The sequence below is a fragment of the Helicobacter canis genome (assembly GCF_900451095.1).
Taxonomy (GTDB): domain Bacteria; phylum Campylobacterota; class Campylobacteria; order Campylobacterales; family Helicobacteraceae; genus Helicobacter_B; species Helicobacter_B zhangjianzhongii.
This window is the reverse complement of record NZ_UGHV01000001.1, coordinates 1434932-1453182: the sequence shown is the minus strand read 5'-3', so window position 1 is coordinate 1453182 and position 18251 is coordinate 1434932. Positions and strand designations below refer to the sequence as shown.

General features: G+C 45.3%; 21 protein-coding genes. 19 read left to right on the top strand and 2 right to left on the bottom strand.

Annotation, left to right across the window (positions count from 1 at the left end; genetic code table 11):
• Positions 1-58: 58 nt before the first annotated feature.
• From DX060_RS06850 to hisG, 11 genes are read left to right on the top strand one after another with little or no spacing between them, the layout of a single operon-like run.
• Positions 59-751, top strand: a complete 693-nt coding sequence (locus DX060_RS06850; protein WP_181814226.1) for a 5-formyltetrahydrofolate cyclo-ligase — start codon at positions 59-61, stop codon at positions 749-751.
• A complete protein-coding gene (rny, locus tag DX060_RS06845) occupies positions 660-2234 on the top strand; it encodes a ribonuclease Y (protein ID WP_115011762.1) in 1575 nt (524 codons plus the stop codon). Before DX060_RS06850 ends, rny begins: the two co-directional genes overlap by 92 nt.
• Positions 2235-2259: 25 nt before the next feature.
• Positions 2260-3045, top strand: a complete 786-nt coding sequence (locus DX060_RS06840; RefSeq protein ID WP_115011761.1) for a peroxiredoxin family protein — start codon at positions 2260-2262, stop codon at positions 3043-3045.
• 8 nt (positions 3046-3053) lie between these two features.
• Entirely contained in the window at positions 3054-3926 is an 873-nt protein-coding gene (gene ftsY / locus DX060_RS06835; protein ID WP_115011760.1) for a signal recognition particle-docking protein FtsY, read from the top strand.
• Positions 3926-5404, top strand: a complete 1479-nt coding sequence (radA, locus tag DX060_RS12025; RefSeq protein WP_115011759.1) for a DNA repair protein RadA — start codon at positions 3926-3928, stop codon at positions 5402-5404. Before ftsY ends, radA begins: the two co-directional genes overlap by 1 nt.
• 55 nt (positions 5405-5459) lie before the next feature.
• Positions 5460-5939, top strand: a complete 480-nt coding sequence (gene greA, locus DX060_RS06825; RefSeq protein ID WP_115011758.1) for a transcription elongation factor GreA — start codon at positions 5460-5462, stop codon at positions 5937-5939.
• Positions 5940-5962: 23 nt separating this feature from the next.
• Entirely contained in the window at positions 5963-6412 is a 450-nt protein-coding gene (dut, locus tag DX060_RS06820; RefSeq protein WP_115011757.1) for a dUTP diphosphatase, read from the top strand.
• A gap of 31 nt (positions 6413-6443) precedes the next feature.
• Positions 6444-7184 (top strand): hypothetical protein, encoded by a 741-nt coding sequence (locus DX060_RS06815; RefSeq protein ID WP_115011756.1) that lies wholly within the window; start codon positions 6444-6446, stop codon positions 7182-7184.
• Positions 7181-8314 carry a hypothetical protein gene (locus DX060_RS06810; protein WP_115011755.1) on the top strand — a complete coding sequence of 378 codons (1134 nt, stop codon included), beginning with the start codon at positions 7181-7183 and terminating at the stop codon, positions 8312-8314. Before DX060_RS06815 ends, DX060_RS06810 begins: the two co-directional genes overlap by 4 nt.
• On the top strand, positions 8314-8994 hold the full coding sequence (locus tag DX060_RS06805) for a type III pantothenate kinase (protein WP_115011754.1): 681 nt from the start codon (positions 8314-8316) through the stop codon (positions 8992-8994). The genes DX060_RS06810 and DX060_RS06805 overlap by 1 nt, the downstream gene beginning before the upstream one ends.
• Positions 8991-9617: an ATP phosphoribosyltransferase gene (gene hisG, locus DX060_RS06800; protein ID WP_115011753.1), complete on the top strand. Its 627-nt coding sequence runs from the start codon at positions 8991-8993 to the stop codon at positions 9615-9617. Before DX060_RS06805 ends, hisG begins: the two co-directional genes overlap by 4 nt.
• A 230-nt stretch (positions 9618-9847) precedes the next feature.
• On the opposite strand, the gene DX060_RS06795 is transcribed toward hisG, so the two are convergent.
• On the bottom strand, positions 9848-11020 hold the full coding sequence (locus DX060_RS06795; RefSeq protein ID WP_115011752.1) for a CapA family protein: 1173 nt from the start codon (positions 11018-11020) through the stop codon (positions 9848-9850).
• 2 nt (positions 11021-11022) lie between these two features.
• On the opposite strand from DX060_RS06795, the gene DX060_RS06790 reads away from it, so the two are divergent.
• The 8 genes from DX060_RS06790 to DX060_RS06765 all read left to right on the top strand — a co-directional run bounded on the left by DX060_RS06790 (position 11023) and on the right by DX060_RS06765 (position 17556).
• A complete protein-coding gene (locus DX060_RS06790) occupies positions 11023-11271 on the top strand; it encodes a hypothetical protein (RefSeq protein WP_115011751.1) in 249 nt (82 codons plus the stop codon).
• Between the two features lie 296 nt (positions 11272-11567).
• Entirely contained in the window at positions 11568-12347 is a 780-nt protein-coding gene (gene rpsB / locus DX060_RS06785; RefSeq protein WP_115011750.1) for a 30S ribosomal protein S2, read from the top strand.
• A 24-nt stretch (positions 12348-12371) separates the two neighbouring features.
• Positions 12372-13436 (top strand): translation elongation factor Ts, encoded by a 1065-nt coding sequence (gene tsf / locus DX060_RS06780; RefSeq protein WP_115011749.1) that lies wholly within the window; start codon positions 12372-12374, stop codon positions 13434-13436.
• Between the two features lie 75 nt (positions 13437-13511).
• Complete coding sequence (locus tag DX060_RS12020) at positions 13512-13643, top strand: hypothetical protein (RefSeq protein ID WP_258552228.1); 132 nt, start codon at positions 13512-13514, stop codon at positions 13641-13643.
• 170 nt (positions 13644-13813) lie between these two features.
• Positions 13814-15412, top strand: coding sequence for an SEL1-like repeat protein (locus DX060_RS06775; RefSeq protein WP_115011748.1), 1599 nt, complete (start codon positions 13814-13816; stop codon positions 15410-15412).
• A gap of 52 nt (positions 15413-15464) precedes the next feature.
• Entirely contained in the window at positions 15465-15620 is a 156-nt protein-coding gene (locus tag DX060_RS11370; RefSeq protein WP_181814225.1) for a hypothetical protein, read from the top strand.
• A 397-nt stretch (positions 15621-16017) separates the two neighbouring features.
• Positions 16018-16644, top strand: a complete 627-nt coding sequence (gene serB, locus DX060_RS06770) for a phosphoserine phosphatase SerB (RefSeq protein ID WP_115011747.1) — start codon at positions 16018-16020, stop codon at positions 16642-16644.
• Positions 16645-16653: 9 nt separating this feature from the next.
• Positions 16654-17556: a radical SAM/SPASM domain-containing protein gene (locus tag DX060_RS06765; protein ID WP_115011746.1), complete on the top strand. Its 903-nt coding sequence runs from the start codon at positions 16654-16656 to the stop codon at positions 17554-17556.
• On the opposite strand, the gene DX060_RS06760 is transcribed toward DX060_RS06765, so the two are convergent.
• Complete coding sequence (locus DX060_RS06760) at positions 17501-18235, bottom strand: M48 family metallopeptidase (RefSeq protein WP_115011745.1); 735 nt, start codon at positions 18233-18235, stop codon at positions 17501-17503. The two genes, DX060_RS06765 and DX060_RS06760, sit on opposite strands and share 56 nt — an antisense overlap.
• Positions 18236-18251: the final 16 nt, after the last annotated feature.

The following is an 18251-nucleotide window of genomic DNA, read 5'->3' as shown; positions in this document are numbered from 1 at the left end:
AAATTCTAAAGATTCTAGCCAGCTTCTCACAAAGACAAGCCACACTCGAGTAAATCGCTTGCCACAAGCCGCGATCTACCCCTTGTCGGCACACAAATCTAAGTCCTTTGACTCTAAAGCCAAACTTCGTGCATTTGCTAAAGCAGCCCCACTAACGCACAATCGCTATGCCAGCAGGGCATTATGCGCCTACCTAGAATCCATTATCACAAAGCACAATTTTAAGCGCATTGCACTCTTTTATCCCCTGCCACACGAGCCAAATATCCTCCCTCTACTAAAAAAGCTAAAAAAGCACAAAACCAAACAAGTTTTTCTCCCAACTATGCAAGGTCTTAAGGTAAAAATGCTACCATACCGCTTGCCGTTAGTGCGGAATTATTTGGGGATTTTTGAGCCAAAAGTATCATATCAGCATTCTTATAAGGTTGATTTTGTGCTAATACCAGCCCTTGGGATTGATATGGCATTTGGTCGTATCGGTATGGGGAAGGGTATTTATGATAGATCTTTTAGCGCACGATCTATCACGCCTTATAGGGTGTTTGTAAGCCAGAATCTCCACATATCCAGCACGCATATAACGCAAGAATTTGACATCAACGCACATCAATATATCAGCTATACATTGCAAATGAAAAATATAAAGGGTTTTTATAATGTGGTGGATTCTTCTCATAGGATTTCTAGGATTCGGGCTTCTTGTAGGATTAAGCGTTTATCTAGCGTGCAAAAAGTTTTTCGCTCTTGATGCGACACATCTACTTGAACAAGCCAAAGCAAAAGCGCAAGCCATCGAGCTAGAAGCACAAAATCTCCTACACAAAAAGCAACTTGAGCTAAAAGATATGCAACTCTCCTTAGAGCAAAGCCATAAAGAAAAAGAGCGCGCACTGCAAGAGTCCTACACACACAAGCTCCACGCCCTAGAGCGCAAAGAGCAAAATCTCCAAGACAAGCTCCAGTGCGAGCAATCCGCCATCGAGCAAAGCAAAGCCCACATAAAAAGCGAGCGACACGAGCTTCTTATGCAAAAAGAAGAGAATCAAAAAATCAAAAAGCAATATCTTAGCCTTATTGATGAGCTCAATAAAACCCTAAGCCACTACACAGGGCTGACCAAAGAAGAAGCCAAAAATATCTTGCTAGACAACCTAGAAAGCGAGCTGATTGATGAAAAAGCCCACCTTATCCGCCGCTATGAGAAAGAAGCCAAAGACCAAGCTCAAAAAACAGCCAATCACATTCTAGCCCTTGCGACTTCTCGCTATGCTGGGGAGTTTGCAGCAGAGCGACTCATCAATGTCCTAACACTCCCAGATGATGAGATGAAAGGCAGGATCATCGGCAAAGAAGGGCGCAATATCAAAACACTAGAGATGATAAGCGGAGTTGATGTGATCATCGATGACACACCAGCGACCATTATCCTAAGTAGCTTCAATCTCTACCGCCGAGCCATCGCCCTAAAGACACTCAATATCCTTATTGAAGATGGCAGAATCCACCCTGCTAGGATCGAAGAAGTCTATGCGCGAGTGGAAGAGCAAATGGAGCAAGATATCCTTGATGAAGGCAATAATGTCTTAGTTGATTTGGGGGTTGATTTTGTGCATCCAGAGATTACCAAGCTTATCGGCAAGCTCCGCTATCGCGCAAGCTATGGGCAAAATGCGTTAGGGCATTCTATCCAGACCGCTAAATTAGCAGGCATCATCGCTAGTCAGCTTGGAGGCGATGAAAAGCTAGCAAAACGCGCAGGATTGCTGCACGACATCGGCAAAGCCTTGACAATCGATCAGGGTGGTGGAAATCATGTAATCCTTGGTGCAGAGATTTGCAAGCGTTACAAGGAGCATCCTGTGGTGATTAACGCCATTATGTCTCACCACGGCAATGAAGCATTTGAGAGCGTAGAGGCAGCAGCAGTATGTGCAGCTGACACACTCTCAGCCGCACGCCCTGGGGCTAGGCGCGATGTCTTAGAGAGCTTTTTAACAAGAATGCAAGATTTAGAAAAAATCGCCCAAGATAAGCTAGGCGTGAAGCAAGCCTATGCGATTAACGCTGGGCGAGAGCTGCGCGTGATCGTGCGTGCGGATATTATAAGTGATTCTCAAAGTATCGTGCTTGCTAGAGAGATCGCCCAAGAAATCCAATCCACCCTAAACTACCCCGGTGATGTGAAAGTCAGCGTGATACGCGAAGTGCGCGCGGTGGAGTTTGCACATTGATTGAAATTGATTGTAAGGAGTAACTATGTCTTTCATACAACGGATTCTAGCGGTTTGTAGCCTATGTCTATATGCCTTGCTTATTACAAATTGCAGCAGCGATGGCACAAAACAAAGCTTTGAGCATAGCTTCCAAGCCGATGACTCTAGCTCCTATGCTATCACTCTTAATGATGAGAGCATACTTCTTAAACGCAATGGTAGCAAGGTGGATTCTGTGGTGCTGCTAGTGTTCTTAGCAGATGAATGCCAAGCGTGTCAGGGGTATTATGAGCATTTAAACCACCTCCAAGCAAATCAAGCCAATCTACAAATCCTAGGTATCTTTGGGCAAACCTCCAAAGACCTCCAAACGCTCAAAAAAGACTTAGGCATAGATTTTACACTCTTGCAAGATACTTCAAAGACCCCCTTGCTAGACAATCTCCTAGCGCAAAAGCAAGCGCGTGCAAATGCCCTGCTAGCAGCACAAAACCTAGAATCTAATAGTGCAGATATGGATTCTAGCGATAACGCCGCCACTGCGTCATCGCGAGCCGACAATGGCGGAATCCATAGTGAAAAAGGTGAAAAAGTGGATTCTAGGGAAAGGGGCGATTCACAAGGCGATATGAGAGAAAAAAGCGATTCTAATGAAAAAGTGGATTCTAGCAGCACTGACCCAAGCTCCCAAAGCCTAGAATCCACGCCATTAAAGCCTGATCTGCCCTATTTCGTGCTATATGATGATAAGCAGCATTTCTACCAAGATTATGAAGGTATCGTGCCAGAAGAGATCTTTTCTAGCGATATTACACAGCTTGCTAACTAGGATCTACAATGCTCTCCTACCTTGCTAAAACCGCCCAAAATCTCGCCTCTATCTTCACGGACAAAAGCGACACAATCGACAAAGACACGCTTGAAGAGCTACTCATAGAAGCAGATATAGACTATGATCTAGTCGAACTTCTCCTTGCCAATCTCCCCAAGCACATCAAACGCGCCCAGCTACAAGAGCAGCTCTATGGGCTTTTTGCAGATTCTACAAAAGCCCCACTAGAATCCACTTTTGACACCTCTCCGCAAATCACCCTCGTGATCGGCGTAAATGGCGCGGGCAAGACCACCACCATAGCCAAGCTTGCCTACCACTATTTACAGCAAGGGCAAAGTGTGCTGCTAGGAGCTGGCGATACTTTCCGTGCAGCAGCCATAGAGCAGCTACAACTTTGGGCTTCAAAGCTACAAATCCCCATTATCGCCACTCAACAAGGCAGCGATCCTAGTGCGCTGGCTTTTGACACTATCCAAGCCGGGCTTGCGAGAAAAGCACAGCATATCATCATCGATACTGCGGGGCGATTGCACAATCAAACCAATCTCCAAAAAGAGCTAGAAAAAATCGACCGCACCTGCATAAAAGCCGCGCCAAATGCTAATGTGCGCAAAGTCCTAATCCTTGATGGCACGCAAGGCTCATCTGCCCTAGCCCAAGCCAAAATCTTTAGCCAAAGTGTGCAGATACAAGGCATTATCGTAACTAAGCTTGATGGCACAAGCAAGGGCGGGGCTATCCTTAGTATTTCACATTTTTTGCAAATCCCTATACTCTATCTTGGCATAGGAGAAAAACAAGGCGATTTAGTGCCATTTGACAAAGAAGCATATATCCAAAATCTCCTTGATTGCTTTTTCACAAGTGGGGCATAATGGCGAAAAAATCAGCCCTTTTTGAATGCCAGCATTGCGGCTATACCACGGCAAAATGGCTAGGCAAATGCCCAGAGTGCAATAGCTGGGATAGCTTGCTAGAGCTTACAGATACGCAAAAGCAGATTCTACGGCAAGAAAGCACACTAGAATCCACTCCGTGTGCTATCACACAAGTCGCCATTGATGAGCATAGCTTTTTTAGCTCCTATCAAGAAGAGCTAGACATCGTGCTAGGTGGGGGGATCGTGCCAGGTGGGCTATATCTCATCGGTGGAAATCCGGGCGTTGGTAAATCAACCTTGCTGCTAAAAGTCGCTGGCTCTCTAGCACAAAATGGGCAAAGCGTGCTGTATGTAAGCGGCGAGGAAAGTGCCGGGCAAATCCGCTTGCGTGCGCAGCGACTAGGGGCGTTAAGCGAGCGGTTATTTCTACTCAATGAGATCAATCTCGCGGCAATCAAGCACGCCATAGTGAATGCCCCGCAGGTGGATTCTCCAAAAGTGGATTCTAGGGTGGATTGGGATTTTCAATCCGCTCGCAATGACGATAAAAAAGTGGATTCTAGGGTGAATGCCTCAAAAGTGGATTCTAGGACGCGTGATAAAAAAGTGGATTCTACTCCTTATCGCTTGTGTATTATTGACTCTATCCAGACAATCTATGCCCCAGAGATCTCTTCTGCTCCGGGGTCTGTGAGCCAAGTGCGCGAGATCACATTTGAGCTTATGCGCCTAGCCAAAGAGCAGAATATCGCCATAATGATTATCGGGCATATCACTAAAGATGGCTCAATCGCTGGTCCTAGAATCCTAGAGCATATGGTGGATTGCGTGCTGTATTTTGAAGGCGATCCAAGCAAAGAGCTTAGAATCTTGCGTGGGTTTAAAAACCGCTTTGGCACGACAAGTGAGATAGGGATTTTTGAGATGAGTCAAGATGGCTTAAATAGTGCCAAAAATGCTTCAAAGCTCTTCTTCCAAAAGCGCGTAAGCACCATAGGCAGTGCGGTGAGTGTCGTGCTAGAGGGCTCACGCGCCTTAGTGATAGAGATCCAAGCCCTAGTGAGTGAAAGCTATGGGAATCCACGCAGGCAGAGCACGGGCTTTGAGCTAAATCGCTTAAATATGCTCCTAGCCCTGCTAGAGCGCAAATTAGAGCTGCCTTTAGGGCGATATGATGTGTTTATCAATATCACCGGTGGGATTAAAATCAGCGAGCCAAGCGCGGATTTATGCGTGCTTGCGTGCATTATCTCAAGCTTCCGCAATCGCGCGCTTAATGCCAGCACGGCTTTCATCGGTGAAGTCTCCCTTGTAGGCGACATACGAGAAGTAAGCAATATTGACATTAGACTAAAAGAGCTTGCAAGCTATGGCTTTGATAAGGTCATAGTAGCCAAAAAGCCCAAAGCCACTCCAAGCGGTATCAAATGCTTTGAAGCCGATGAAGTGAGCAAGATCCTAGAGTGGATGTAGCAAGCAATGCTGTTTAAGGATTTTTGGTATTATTGCGGCTTTGCAGGAGTGAGAAATGGAACCTATCAGTCAATATGGCTATGAGAAGCTAACCAAAGAACTAAAACAGCTCAAAGAAATCGAGCGACCAAAGATCATCAAAGAGATTGACACTGCTAGAGAGCACGGGGATTTGAAAGAAAATGCCGAATACCACGCGGCAAAAGAGAGGCAACTTTTCATTGATGCTAGAATCAAAGATCTAAGCACTATGCTTACAAACGCCCAAGTCATTGATCCTTCTACTTTGCCACACGATAAAGTAAGCTTTGGCAGCACGATTGAAATCATTGATTTAGATACACAAAAGCCTTATACCTATACCATTGTAGGGAGCATTGAGAGCGATACAGCAAGGGGGCTTATCTCCTATGGCTCTCCTATAGCTAAGGCTCTTCTTGGCAAAGAGGTGGGCGATGAAGTAGCGATCAATCTGCCCCGCGGGGAGTGTGAATTTGAAATTATGAAAATCCACTACAAACCAATTGTATTTTAATCGCATCTAGGCAAGGATACACAATGCAACCACATCTTAAAGTGCAAAAGCTCCACCCACAAGCCATAATCCCCGCCTACCAAAGCACCGGTGCTTCTGGCTTTGACTTCCACGCCCTAGAATCCACTTTTATCCCAGCAGGCGATATTGGCGTAGTGCGCACAGGGCTTGCTATGGAGATAGACCAAGGGCTAGAGCTACAAATCCGCCCTCGTAGTGGGCTTGCGCTCAAGCATAAAATCTCTGTGCTAAACACACCCGGCACGGTTGATAGCGACTATCGCGGAGAAATTATGGTGATTTTAATCAATCACGGCAAAGAGGATTTTACTATCAATCAAGGCGATAGAATCGCACAGGGCGTAATCGCGCCAATCGTGCAAGTGGCATTTGAAGAAGTAGCCACACTTGCGCAAACTGCGCGTGGGGACAAGGGCTTTGGCTCTAGCGGTATTGCCAAAGATAAAAGCTAGCCCCCAAATCCAAAACTCCAAAGGACCATATATGCCAGATAACAAAAACCAGCAAATCCTAAATGCCATCAAACAAGAATTTAAGCAAGATGAAAAAATGCTAGAAAATGCCTTTAAACTCGAGCGACTTGTGAAAAAATACAAATATTGGCTCATCGCTTTAGCAGTGATCTTGCTACTATGGCTTGGGTATCGCACTATCTACAACGCTATGCAAGAAAGCCGTGCGCAAAAAATTAGCGCACTCTATGATGAATTTTTGCAAAATCCCAACAACGAGCTTTTACAAACACAGCTAAAAGAGCAGGCAAGAGAGCTCTATGATCTCTACCAACTCTCCCATAGAGATTCTACCCACGATACGCAAGCGACCCAATCAGCCCTAGAAGAGCTTGCGACCTCTGCAAACCCACTTGTCCAGCAGCTTGCTAGCTATGATCTAGCTAGCCTAACGCGCAAAGATCTTGACAAGATCGGCGGTGATCTGGCGGATTTAGCGATAATCCAGCGCGCTTATTTGCTCTTGCAAAATGAAAGCATTCAAGAAGCACGCACACTGCTTGATACAATCAAAGTGGATTCTACTCTCTATGGACTTGCTGCACAAATGAAGCACTATGGCATCATCAAGCACCCGCTAGCCGATACTCTCACAATCAAAGAAGTGCAAAATCCAACCCCCCAGAATCCAAACTCCACAGATAATCGCAACGACACCAAGCTAGATTCTACACAAGTGGATTCTGCCCAAAACACAGGGGCTAGCAAATGAGCCGCCAGCTTAGATGGCACACTCTATGCAAATACACAATGCTTTGGGGCTATATCTGCCTTGCTGCCCTTATCCTAGCTGCTTGTGGGAGCAAGAAATACTACACCCCAGCCCAAGTGCAAGGCACAATTATTTTTGATCGCTCATTTTCTGCTCCCATTGCTACTAGCAATCGCTATGGCGCAGAGCTAAGAGATGGCTCGCTTATCACACAAGATGGCATTATCCCCTATAATGCTAAAATCCCCAAAAAATCGCGATTCCTTGGAGAATCAGGCGGGTATTATATCTTTGCCAAAGGTTGCGAGAGTGTTTATCTTATACGCACAAGCGTGCTTGATGAGCAAGCCTTTAGTAACCAAACTTGCCCTATCAAAGAGCGAAATACCGCTTGTGCTGAAGATGAGCTAGAGATCCCCACAACTATGTGCGCACTTAGTGCTAGTATCAAAGGCAATCTCCTAGCTCTCATCGGTAGCGATAATTCTATGAGTATTATTGATCTAAACTCCCCGAAAAAAGAGCAAAAATTCTCGCAAAAAGGCTCTTCTGTGCTAGCTGTGAATGAGCTAATTGCCGCGCCACTTTTCCTAGAATCCCTTGTTATATTCCCTACGCTTGATGGACGGCTGCTGATTGTAAGCACCAAAAGCTTCACGCCAGAGCGCAATATCATCATCTCTAGTGAAAAGTTTTTCAATAATGTGATCTTTCTCTATGGTGATGAGACAAGGATCTTTGCAGCCACGCCCAAAAAGCTCATAAGTATCGTATCCGGGCAGGAGTTTAGCTACAATGAATCTATCAAAGATGTGCTCTTTTATAAAGGCTATCTCTATGCACTCACCCTAGATGGTATGCTAGCCCAGCTTGACCACACTCTGCGCCCTGTCAATACACAGAAATTCGACTATGCAAAGCTAGAGGGCATAGCTATGGCAAATGACACACTCTATACCTTTGAGACACACGGAGGCTATGTGATAGCCGTGCAGCTATCAAACTTTGCGCATAAAATCTATAAAACCCAAGATACCTTTGGCAAAACGCCGCCTAATAAGCTTAATTTCTACAGCAAGGGTGTGTTTTACTACAACAAATACTACTACGACTTTGAGAGACTGCCTTAATGCTGCTTTGTGATATTGGCAATACGCATTTTCACTTTTGGGATAATGGCAAAATCTCCCATATCCTGCCAAAATCCTTGCATAAAAATATGTTCAATCAAGAAATCTACTACATAAGTGTCAATGCCCAGCACGAAAAGCTGCTGAATAAAACTTTCAAAACAACTTATGACCTAGAATCCATAATCCACCTCCCCACGCAATACAAAGGCTTAGGCGTGGATAGAAAAGCGGCGTGCTTGTGCGTTAGCGATGGGGTGGTAGTCGATGTGGGCAGTGCTATTACCGTTGATGTGATGAGTGGTGGCAAGCACCAAGGCGGCTATATTCTCCCGGGGTTTAATGAATTTATCAATGCCTATGCCAGAATCTCCCCAGCTCTGCAAGGGCATATCAACTTTGGGCTAGAGCCAAGTGCTTTGCCCAATACCACCAAAGATGCTATCGGCTATGGTGTCATCAAAAGCACTATTTTGACCATACAAAACACCATAGGGAGTAAAAAGGCGTATTTCACCGGAGGTGATGGCAAATATCTCGCAAAATTCTTCGCCCAAGCCATCTATGATGAAACGCTTGTGTTTCGAGGTATGCGCATATCTATCGAGCAAGCCCTACAAAAACGGCGCAAGCAGCAAGGCATACAAGAAAAACAAGGGCAAAACAAGGAGCAAGAATGATCAAAATAGCACTCCCCAAAGGTCGTATAGCAAAAGATACTCTGCGTGTGTTCTCCCAGATTTTTGGCGAAGAATTTGCATTTGATGATAGAAAGCTCATTTTGCAAAGGGGGGAATTTTGCTTTATGCTTGTGCGCTCTCAAGATGTGGCGACTTATGTCTATCATCAAGCAGCAGATATTGGTGTCGTGGGGCTTGATGTCTTGCAAGAGCAGCCCTGCAAGGTCTTGCGCTTGTTTGACTTGGGGATTGGAAAGTGTCGCGTGATCGTTGGCGAGCATAGAGACACGCCCATTGACTATCTCCAGCCAAAGATCAAAATCGCTACAAAAATGCCCCATATCACGCTCAATCACTTTTCACAAAAGGCTATCCCCATAGAAATCATCAAGCTCTATGGATCCATTGAGCTAGCTCCGCTTGTAGGGCTAGCAGATGGGATAGTAGATATTGTAGAGACAGGCGATACAATGCGCCAAAACAATCTCATCGAAGTAGAAACGATCCTGCACTCAAGCGCGCATTTAATCGCTAATACCAATAGCTTTTATGCCAAAAAGACACAGATCCTAGCTCTTTGCTCTAAGCTTGAGCAATGTTTGGATTCTAGCACGCAGGGCTGATTGATAGATGGAGCTAATTGTATAAAGGCTGATTGATACATAAGAGTATGCCTATACTATGCTTGTATGCACACATTTTGCCCCAAACCCTATGAAGATCCTGCTAGCAAGCAATGCTTTAAGGCTTTGTAGGGTGTGATTTATAGGACAATGGCAGGATAGCAACACTTAAAGGCTATATAAGGACTTGCTAGAAAGCGGGCATTGCTTCTACTAGAATCCACTTAAGCCTAGGTGTGATACAGCACATATTTGAGATATAGCTCTTGGACAAATCTATGCGTAGGGATATTGATATTATGCAGCAGCAATGCCCATCTTGACTCAAGATGCCGATGTGGGAAAAATAAGCTTTTAACAAAAAGCTTACTATTAGTAAGCCAGCTATTATCCCTACTAGGCAGCAAAAAGACATATTCATAATACTTCATATACTGCGGATACACCTGCGTGATGATCTCTATAATAGCCCTTTTATACGCGCATTCATCGTGCAGCACCGCATTAAGACTCTCCATACTCACACAAAGCCCACTAGAATCCACAATCCCCACACTATCCCCCACCTGCTGGGAGAACACCAGCTCATAGCTTGCGATTTTACCGCTACAAAATTGCAGCACCACACTTAGCCCTTGTAGCTCTAGCGGATCGGTGATTGGGCGATTATAGGAGAAAAAGAAATTCCCCAAGCTATAAAAAATCCTAGCTTCTCGCCCATCTTTTGTGTGATAGTCCTCATAGCCTTGGATAATGTGGGGATGATGGGCGATAATGCAATCTGCCCCCATATCACAAAACATCTTGTAAAGCTCTCTAAATTGCGGCAGTGGCTGGGCGACATTCTCTAGCCCAGCGTGGATCACAGCAATCACCACATCAACGGCTTTTTTCAATGTCTGCAAATGCGCGATAAACCCCCAGCCAAAGCAGTCTTCATACCCATACTCCGCACCCAAAAACGCGCTGCTAGAATCCAGCGTGCCAAACTGCGATTCTGCGGCATTCACTATGGCTATTTTTGTATCATTGATCGTGTAAAACAGCGTGGGATTTTGCGGATATTTTTTTGTTTTGACACCCGTATAGACAGCTTTGGATTCTAGGATTTGCTCTATGCTTGCATCTATGCCAGCCTCGCCATAATCTGCGATATGGTTGTTTGCTAGCATAAAGCCATTAAAGCCAGCTGCAACTAAATTGCTAATTGTCTCATCGTGTGTATATAGCGATGGTCCGGCTTTAAGCGTTTGGGTTACCCCCCCCCCCCCCGTTTTTGGCAAGATTGGGGCTTCTAGGTTGCAAAAGCTAATATTGCTTCTAAGCTTTTCTTGCAATGCCCTATCGATACTAATGCCGCCATTCATCGCCACTACATCGCCACAGAATAGTAGTCCTTGCATATATGCTCCTTATACAAAAAAGTGGATTCAGGGATTCAGCTTGCGGGCTAGAATCGTGGATTCTGCGGCGGAGGCTTGCTCATTATCGCCTAGATAAATCCCTTCGCCTCCGCCTTGAAAACAAGGGACACCGCTCGGCGCAAGCCGATGTTTCTTTAGAAAACCACAATTCTAGCACCACAATCCTAGAATCCCAAAACGACAATAAAAAAACACCCACAGCCCCACCGCAATCCTTAGAATCATTATGATACAAAACGATTGTAAAGTGGATTCTAACATAAGCTATGTCTGCACTAGAATCCACTTTTTGCAAACAGGCGCGCTTAGGATACACCGCAGCTTCGACTAAAGTGCGCAAATCCAAATTTAAGACAGAAATTATAAAAGCTTAGCTACAATCGCGCCTGTCCTTTGTCAATCCTAAAGTCCTTTGGGCTAGGATCACAAAGATAAGTGCTAGAAATTCACACACGCCAATCCTTTTTGTGTTGCAGAGATTCTGTATAAGGGCGTGGAGGACAAACCAAACTACAAGGAGACCATTATGGTAACGATGAAAGACCTACTTGAATGCGGCGTGCATTTTGGACATCAAACAAGACGCTGGAATCCAAAAATGAAGCCATTTATCTTTGGTGTGCGTAAAAATATCCACATCATTGATCTGCAAAAGACAATCCGCTACTTCCGCTACACTTATAATATCGTGCGTGATGCTGCTGCTGAGGGCAAGACGATCCTATTTGTCGGGACAAAAAAGCAAGCGAGCGAGACAATCAAAGAATATGCCGAGAAAATCGGTGTGCCTTATGTGAATTACCGCTGGCTAGGTGGTATGCTTACCAACTTTAGCACAATCAAACGCTCCGTGCGCAAGCTAGAAATCATTGAAGAAATGGAAGCAAGTGGGCAGATTGACTTACTCACCAAAAAAGAAAAGCTTATGCTTTTGCGTAAAAAAGACAAGCTTACACAATACCTTGGCGGTGTGCGACATTTGAAAAAAGTCCCGGATATGCTCTTTGTCATCGATGTGGTGAAAGAAAAAATCGCCGTGGCTGAAGCTAGAAGACTTGGGATCCCCGTAGTCGCGCCACTTGATACCAACTGCGACCCTGATAAGGTGGATTACCCCGTGCCGGGCAATGACGATGCGATCCGCTCTATCCAGCTTTTTTGCAAAGAGATTGCCGAGGCTATCACTGAAGGGCGCGAGATGAATGGCGGAGAAGCAGAGGAAGAGGCACAAGGATCTGCACAAGAGCCAGCAAGTGAAGCAGAGAAGCAAGCGGTGATTGATGAAGCTATGCAAGAGCAAGAATAATGCGCACATTGTAAAGGAGAAACTATGAGTGAGATTACTGCCCAGCTTGTAAAACAACTGCGAGAAATGACTGATGCAGGTATGATGGACTGCAAGAAAGCTTTGGTAGAAGTGCAAGGAGATTTGCAAAAAGCCGTGGAATATTTGCGCGAAAAGGGCTTAAGCAAGGCTGCTAAAAAGGCAGATAGAGTCGCGGCTGAAGGGGCGATTTCTGTCAAGGTAGCAAGCGATTTTTCCCAAGCTTGTATGATTGAGGTTAATTCTGAAACAGACTTTGTCGCCAAAAACGATGGGTTTAAAGATTTGGTAGCAAAGACTAGTGAGCTTGTATTTGCACACAATATCAGCGAAGTAAGCGCGCTGGAATCCTTGCATATAGAAAATCAAAGCTTTGATGAGTATCTAAAAACACAAATCGCCAAAATCGGCGAAAACATTGTCGTGCGCAAAACTTGCAATATCAAGGCAAATCAAGGCACAATCGTCAATGGCTATGTCCATAGCAATGGGCGAGTGGGCGTAATCATCGCCCTAAAGGGCAGCCAAGCAAACGCATCTAAGCTTGCCGAGCTTGCGCGCAATCTCTGTATGCACGCAGCAGCGATGAAGCCTGTGTATATTGATTATAGCGGCTTTAGCGTGGAGTTTTTGGACAAAGAGCGCGTGGCGATGATTGCCGAAGTGGAGAAAGAAAACGAAGAGCTAAAGCGACTAGGCAAGCCGCTCAAAAATGTCCCTAAATACATCTCCCGCGCCCAGCTCACACAATCTGTGCTAGCCGAGCAAGAGCAGATTTTAAAAGATGAGCTAAAGAAACAAGGCAAGCCAGAAGCGATTTGGGATAAGATTATCCCCGGACAGCTAGAGCGATTTATCGCGGATAATACGCTTATCGATCAAAGGCTAACGCTCCTTGGGCAGTTTTTTGTAATGGATGATAAAAAGACCATTGCCCAAGTGCTTGCAGAAAAGTCCAAAGAGTGGAATGACACTATCGAAGTGGCAGAATATGTGCGCTTTGAGCTAGGTGAAGGGATCGAGAAAAAGGCAGAAGATTTCGCCGCTGAAGTCGCTGCGCAAATGCAGTAGCCTAGCAAAATGGGGGAGTAGAATCCACTTTTTTGAAAAAGTGGATTCTAGGATTAAACGCCAAAAGTGTAAAAAGTGGATTCTAGGGAAAGCCCAAAACTTAGAATCCACTTTGAAAAAACTCTGTCATCGCGAGCCGATGAAGTCGGCGTGGCGATCCATAACACAATCTTAGAATCTCAAGCAGAAAAAACGCACAAAGGATAGAATCCAATTTTGCAAAAGTGGATTCTAGTATGGATTGCCAAGCACCACTCACAATGACGATAAAAAAGTGGATTCTAGGATTAAGTAAAAATTCTAAAAAAGCTAGCAAAGGATTCTAGGATTTGCGATGAGAAAGTAGGCTAGAGGCTACATAAACGCAAGGGGCTAAGATGAAAAAGTGGATTCTAGGGATTGGGCTAGGGCTTTGTGCGTGTGTGGTGTGTGGCTTGGCAGGGGTGAAAAACGCGAGCTATGTGGAGGATTCTAGCGCGTATGTCTCCTTTGGGATTGATATACACGATATAGATAAAGTGATAGAGAGCAATGCCACCTCACTCCTTGACTCGCAGTATGCCCGCACACTTCAGGGTAAAAGACTGCTAGCGATCGCAGATATTACCAATGAGACAAGTGAGGCAATCGATATAGAGCTTATGGCTAGGAAGCTTGCTAGGGCTTTAAGAAAAAGCGGTAAATTTACGCTCACAAATGCCATCGCTGGCAGTGGTGCGAAAGCTGATAGATTTATCAAAGACTCTAGGAAGCTCACAAAAGACCCAAACTACAACCAATACACCACCCACGAGCAAGACACGCTGCAAGCCCCAGACCTCTCCTTAAGTGGCAAAATCACCCAAAGGAGTAAAAAGATAGGCGAGGTCGTGCGCTTTGATTATGTGTTTTTGCTGACTTTGAGCGATATAAAAACAGGCAGGGTGGTATGGGATCACGAGGAGATTATCTCTAAAGTGGCAGATCCTAGTGTCTTGAGCGAGATAGAGCAGCAGAATAAGGCAAAGCAGAGAGAAAAGGAGCTGCAAAATCAAGCAAGACAGAGAGAAAAAGAGCGGCAAGCTAAAGCAAGGCAGAGAGAACAGGAGCTACAAGCCCTAAGGAGCAAATGCCAAGGCGGTGATGGCGAGATGTGTGTGGCACTTGCTGAAAAGGGGGATATAGAGTGGCTTAAGTCTGCTTGTGAAAAGCAGGTGGGCTATGCTTGCTGGGCTGCAGGAGAGTATTATGAGAAAAAAAATGATGTCAAGCAATCAATGCTATGGTATCAAAAAGGCTGTGATGTGGGCGATATGCCTTCTTGTCTAGTGTCTGGGTTTTTGTATAAGAAAGCAAAAAACCACTCACAAGCTTTTAGATTTTATGCTAAGGCTTGTGATGGGGGTGTAATGGAGGCTTGCTATAATTTAGGGGTTCTTTATCAAAAAGGGTTAGGTGTCAAGCAAGATGGCGCAAAAGCCCTTGAGTTTTATACTAAAGCTTGTGATGGTGGGGTAGGGAAAGGGACTGGCTGTTTAAGATTAGGTGAGTTTTATTATTTTGGTAGGCTTGGGGTATCAAAGGATTTTGTCAAAGCAAGAAACTACTATACAAAAGGCTGTGAGCTTGATAATGCTTCGGCTTGTTTTAATCTTGCCATTATGTATGAAGAAGGGGAAGGTGGGGTAGAAAATAGTGAAAGAGCCTTTGATTTGTATGGCAAGGCTTGTGATTTAGATTATGGAGAGGGTTGTAGTGGTTTTGGATTTATTATGTTTTACAAGAAACAACAATATGCTGAAGCAAGAAAATTTTTAGAAAAGGGTTGTAGGCTTGATAGTGGATTGGCGTGTTTTGGGCTTGCTTTGTCGTATGAAACAGGAAGTGGGGCAAGGCAGGATTTTGCAAAAGCAAAAGAGCTTTTTGGCAAAGCCTGTGATTTGGGTGCTCAAAAGGGCTGTGAAATGTATAAAAAATTAAAATATTATGGGTATTAGAATCCACTTTTCTTTTGTGGATTACTAAAGAAGCTACGGCTACGCCTTGTTTATGGATTGCCACGCGGTGCAAGCACCGCTCGCAATGACAGGACAATGGTTGATTAAGCTCACAAATGACGAGGGATATTTCGCCTGTGGCTCAATACGACAAGAAAAAATGGCGTTTGTAAAAAAGTGGATTCTAGGGATTAAGCAAGAATGGTAAAAAGCTAGAATCCACTTTTTGCGGTTTTGCAGTGGGATTATTAAAAGTGGATTCTAGGTTGTGGTTGTTTGCGTGTTTTTTGTTTATGGATTGCTTCGGTCGTTACACTCCCTCGCAATGACAGGAAAATGGGCGTTTTTACCAAAAGTGGATTCTAGGGAAAACGATTCTAAGGATTGCAGTGGGGCTTTTGGAGTTTTTTACACATTTTCTAAAGAAACATCGGCTTGCGCCGAGCGTTTTACTTGTTTTCTAAAGAAACTTCGCTTCGCTTGTTTTCTAAAAAAACTTTGTAAAATCAATCGCATTGCCCACCCAAGACTGAATCGAGGGAGAGAATCACCACAAGCCTAGATTGCGATATAATGTAGCCCAACCCCACCCCAAAGGCACAGTAATGATAAAACTCGCGGTATTTGACTTTGACTCCACCTTAATGGATGGCGAAACGATCGATTTTCTAGCACAAGAATGCGGCGCACTCCAGCAAGTCTCAGCGATCACGCATAAGGCGATGAGCGGCGAGCTAGACTTTTTTGAAGCTCTGCAAAAGCGCGTGACTCTTTTAGAGGGCTTGCCACTTAGCAAAGCCCAAGAGATCTGCCACAATCTCCCCCTTATGCAAGGCGCGAAAGAGTGTATAACAGAGCTTAAGGCTATGGGAGCAAAGATCGTGTGCTTTAGCGGTGGATTTAGCTTGGCTACGCGCTATTTTGCCAAAGAGCTAGGACTCCACGCGGATTTTAGCAATATCTTGCACGCAAGAGGTGATGTGCTTAGTGGTAAAGTCGGTGGAGATATGATGTTTAGCGACTCTAAGGGCGATATGCTAGCACGCCTGCAATCCTTGCTTGCTATCAGCAAGCAAGAGACACTTGCCATAGGCGATGGCGCGAATGACTGCGCTATGCTTGATCGTGCGGGCTATGCTATCGCCTTTTGCGCCAAGCCCATACTCAAGCAGCACGCCAATATCATCATAGACCACAAAGACTTGCGCGAGATCCTCCCGCATATCCACTAATCACACTTGATGAAAAAGATCTATATCGAGCTTAGCGATATTTGCCACCTTGTTTGCTCCTTTTGCCCAGCACCAAAGGGCGTGCGCGGCATAATGCCCCTAGAAGCTTTCGCACACGCGCTAGACTCCGCGCTTATGCTTACCAAACGCATTGCCCTGCATATTTTGGGCGATCCTTGCGCCCTGCCAAATCTAGCCGACTATCTCGCCCTAGCCCATAGCAAAGGCGCGGAGATCGAGCTAGTTACAAGCGGAGCGTTTTGCCATAAACACCGCCCCCAAACACTCCTAAGCCCCCCTATCTATCAGCTCTCTATCTCCCTAGAAGCGGGCATAGACAATGCTATTGCCAATTATGCTACAAAGCTCGCCCCCCTGCTAGCCTATCATTTACAGCACCCTAGCTGTTTTCTAAATCTTAGAATCCAAGATATAAACCTCTATCAACGCCCACAAATGCTCTGCGATCTGCTCCGCCAAATCCTACCAGAATCCATTTTTACCCTCACGCACAATGCCCACCACCAAACCTACCACCAAGCCTACCACCAAAAATTTTGCCACGCCCTATCGCGCAATGATATATACACCCTTTTTGATGAAAAAGGACGCATACGCCTATGGAGCAAGGCATTTCTCATCATAAAGCCGCATTTCACTTGGGCAGGCTTTGCCACAATGCCCCAAAAGCACAAATCCTGCCACGCGCTAAAAGAGCAAATAGGGATTCTAAGCGATGGCACGATTGTGCCTTGCTGTATGGACACACAAGGCGCGATCAATCTGGGCAATATCACAACTACAAGCTTACAAGAAGCCCTGCACTCCCCTAGGGCAGTGGCGATGAAAAATGGCTTTAAAACTCAAAGAGCAGTTGAGAGCCTATGTCAGCATTGCGGCTTTGTGGGCTAGCTTGTGGAGCTTGCGTGGGGCTTGCTTGCTCTAATTTATCAAGCAGCGCGATCAATAGCCCATAGCGACTTTTAAGCGATTGGCGCAAGGACTTCCACTGCGGACAATGCACCCCCACAAGCCCCCAAAACTGCGCGGAATGGTTTTTATGCACGATATGGGCTAGCTCGTGAATGATGACATAATCTATCTCTTCTTTTGGCACAAAGGCTAGCAAAATCGACAAGCTTAGGCGATCGTGCGTGCAGCTCCCAAAGCGCGTCCTAGATGTGCGCACTGCAAGCTTGCTAAAGCACACCCCCATACTCCCTGCAAATATATTTGCCCTTTGTAGCGCATACTCGTGCAAGCGCGATCGCAGCTCCTTAAGTGAGAGTGCGCTCACCCACTGCCCAAAGAGCAGCACCTCATCGCTATGGCTTTGCAAAACCTCCCAAGTATTTTCTCTAGTTTGCATAAAGCGATCGCACACCCTGCTAATCCACGCCCTATGCGTGTGTAAAAACTCCATAATCGCCTCATCTGTGGCATTTGGCGGACAAGTAAGCTTGATGATAGGCTGGCTAGATCCTCTGCTTGGGCGGACATTTATGCGCATATATTTACTAGGCTTTTGGCTCACTATAATCCCCAAGCCTTCAAACACAAGCGATTTTTGCACAACTTTTACAGACTTCATTTACTACTCGTTATTG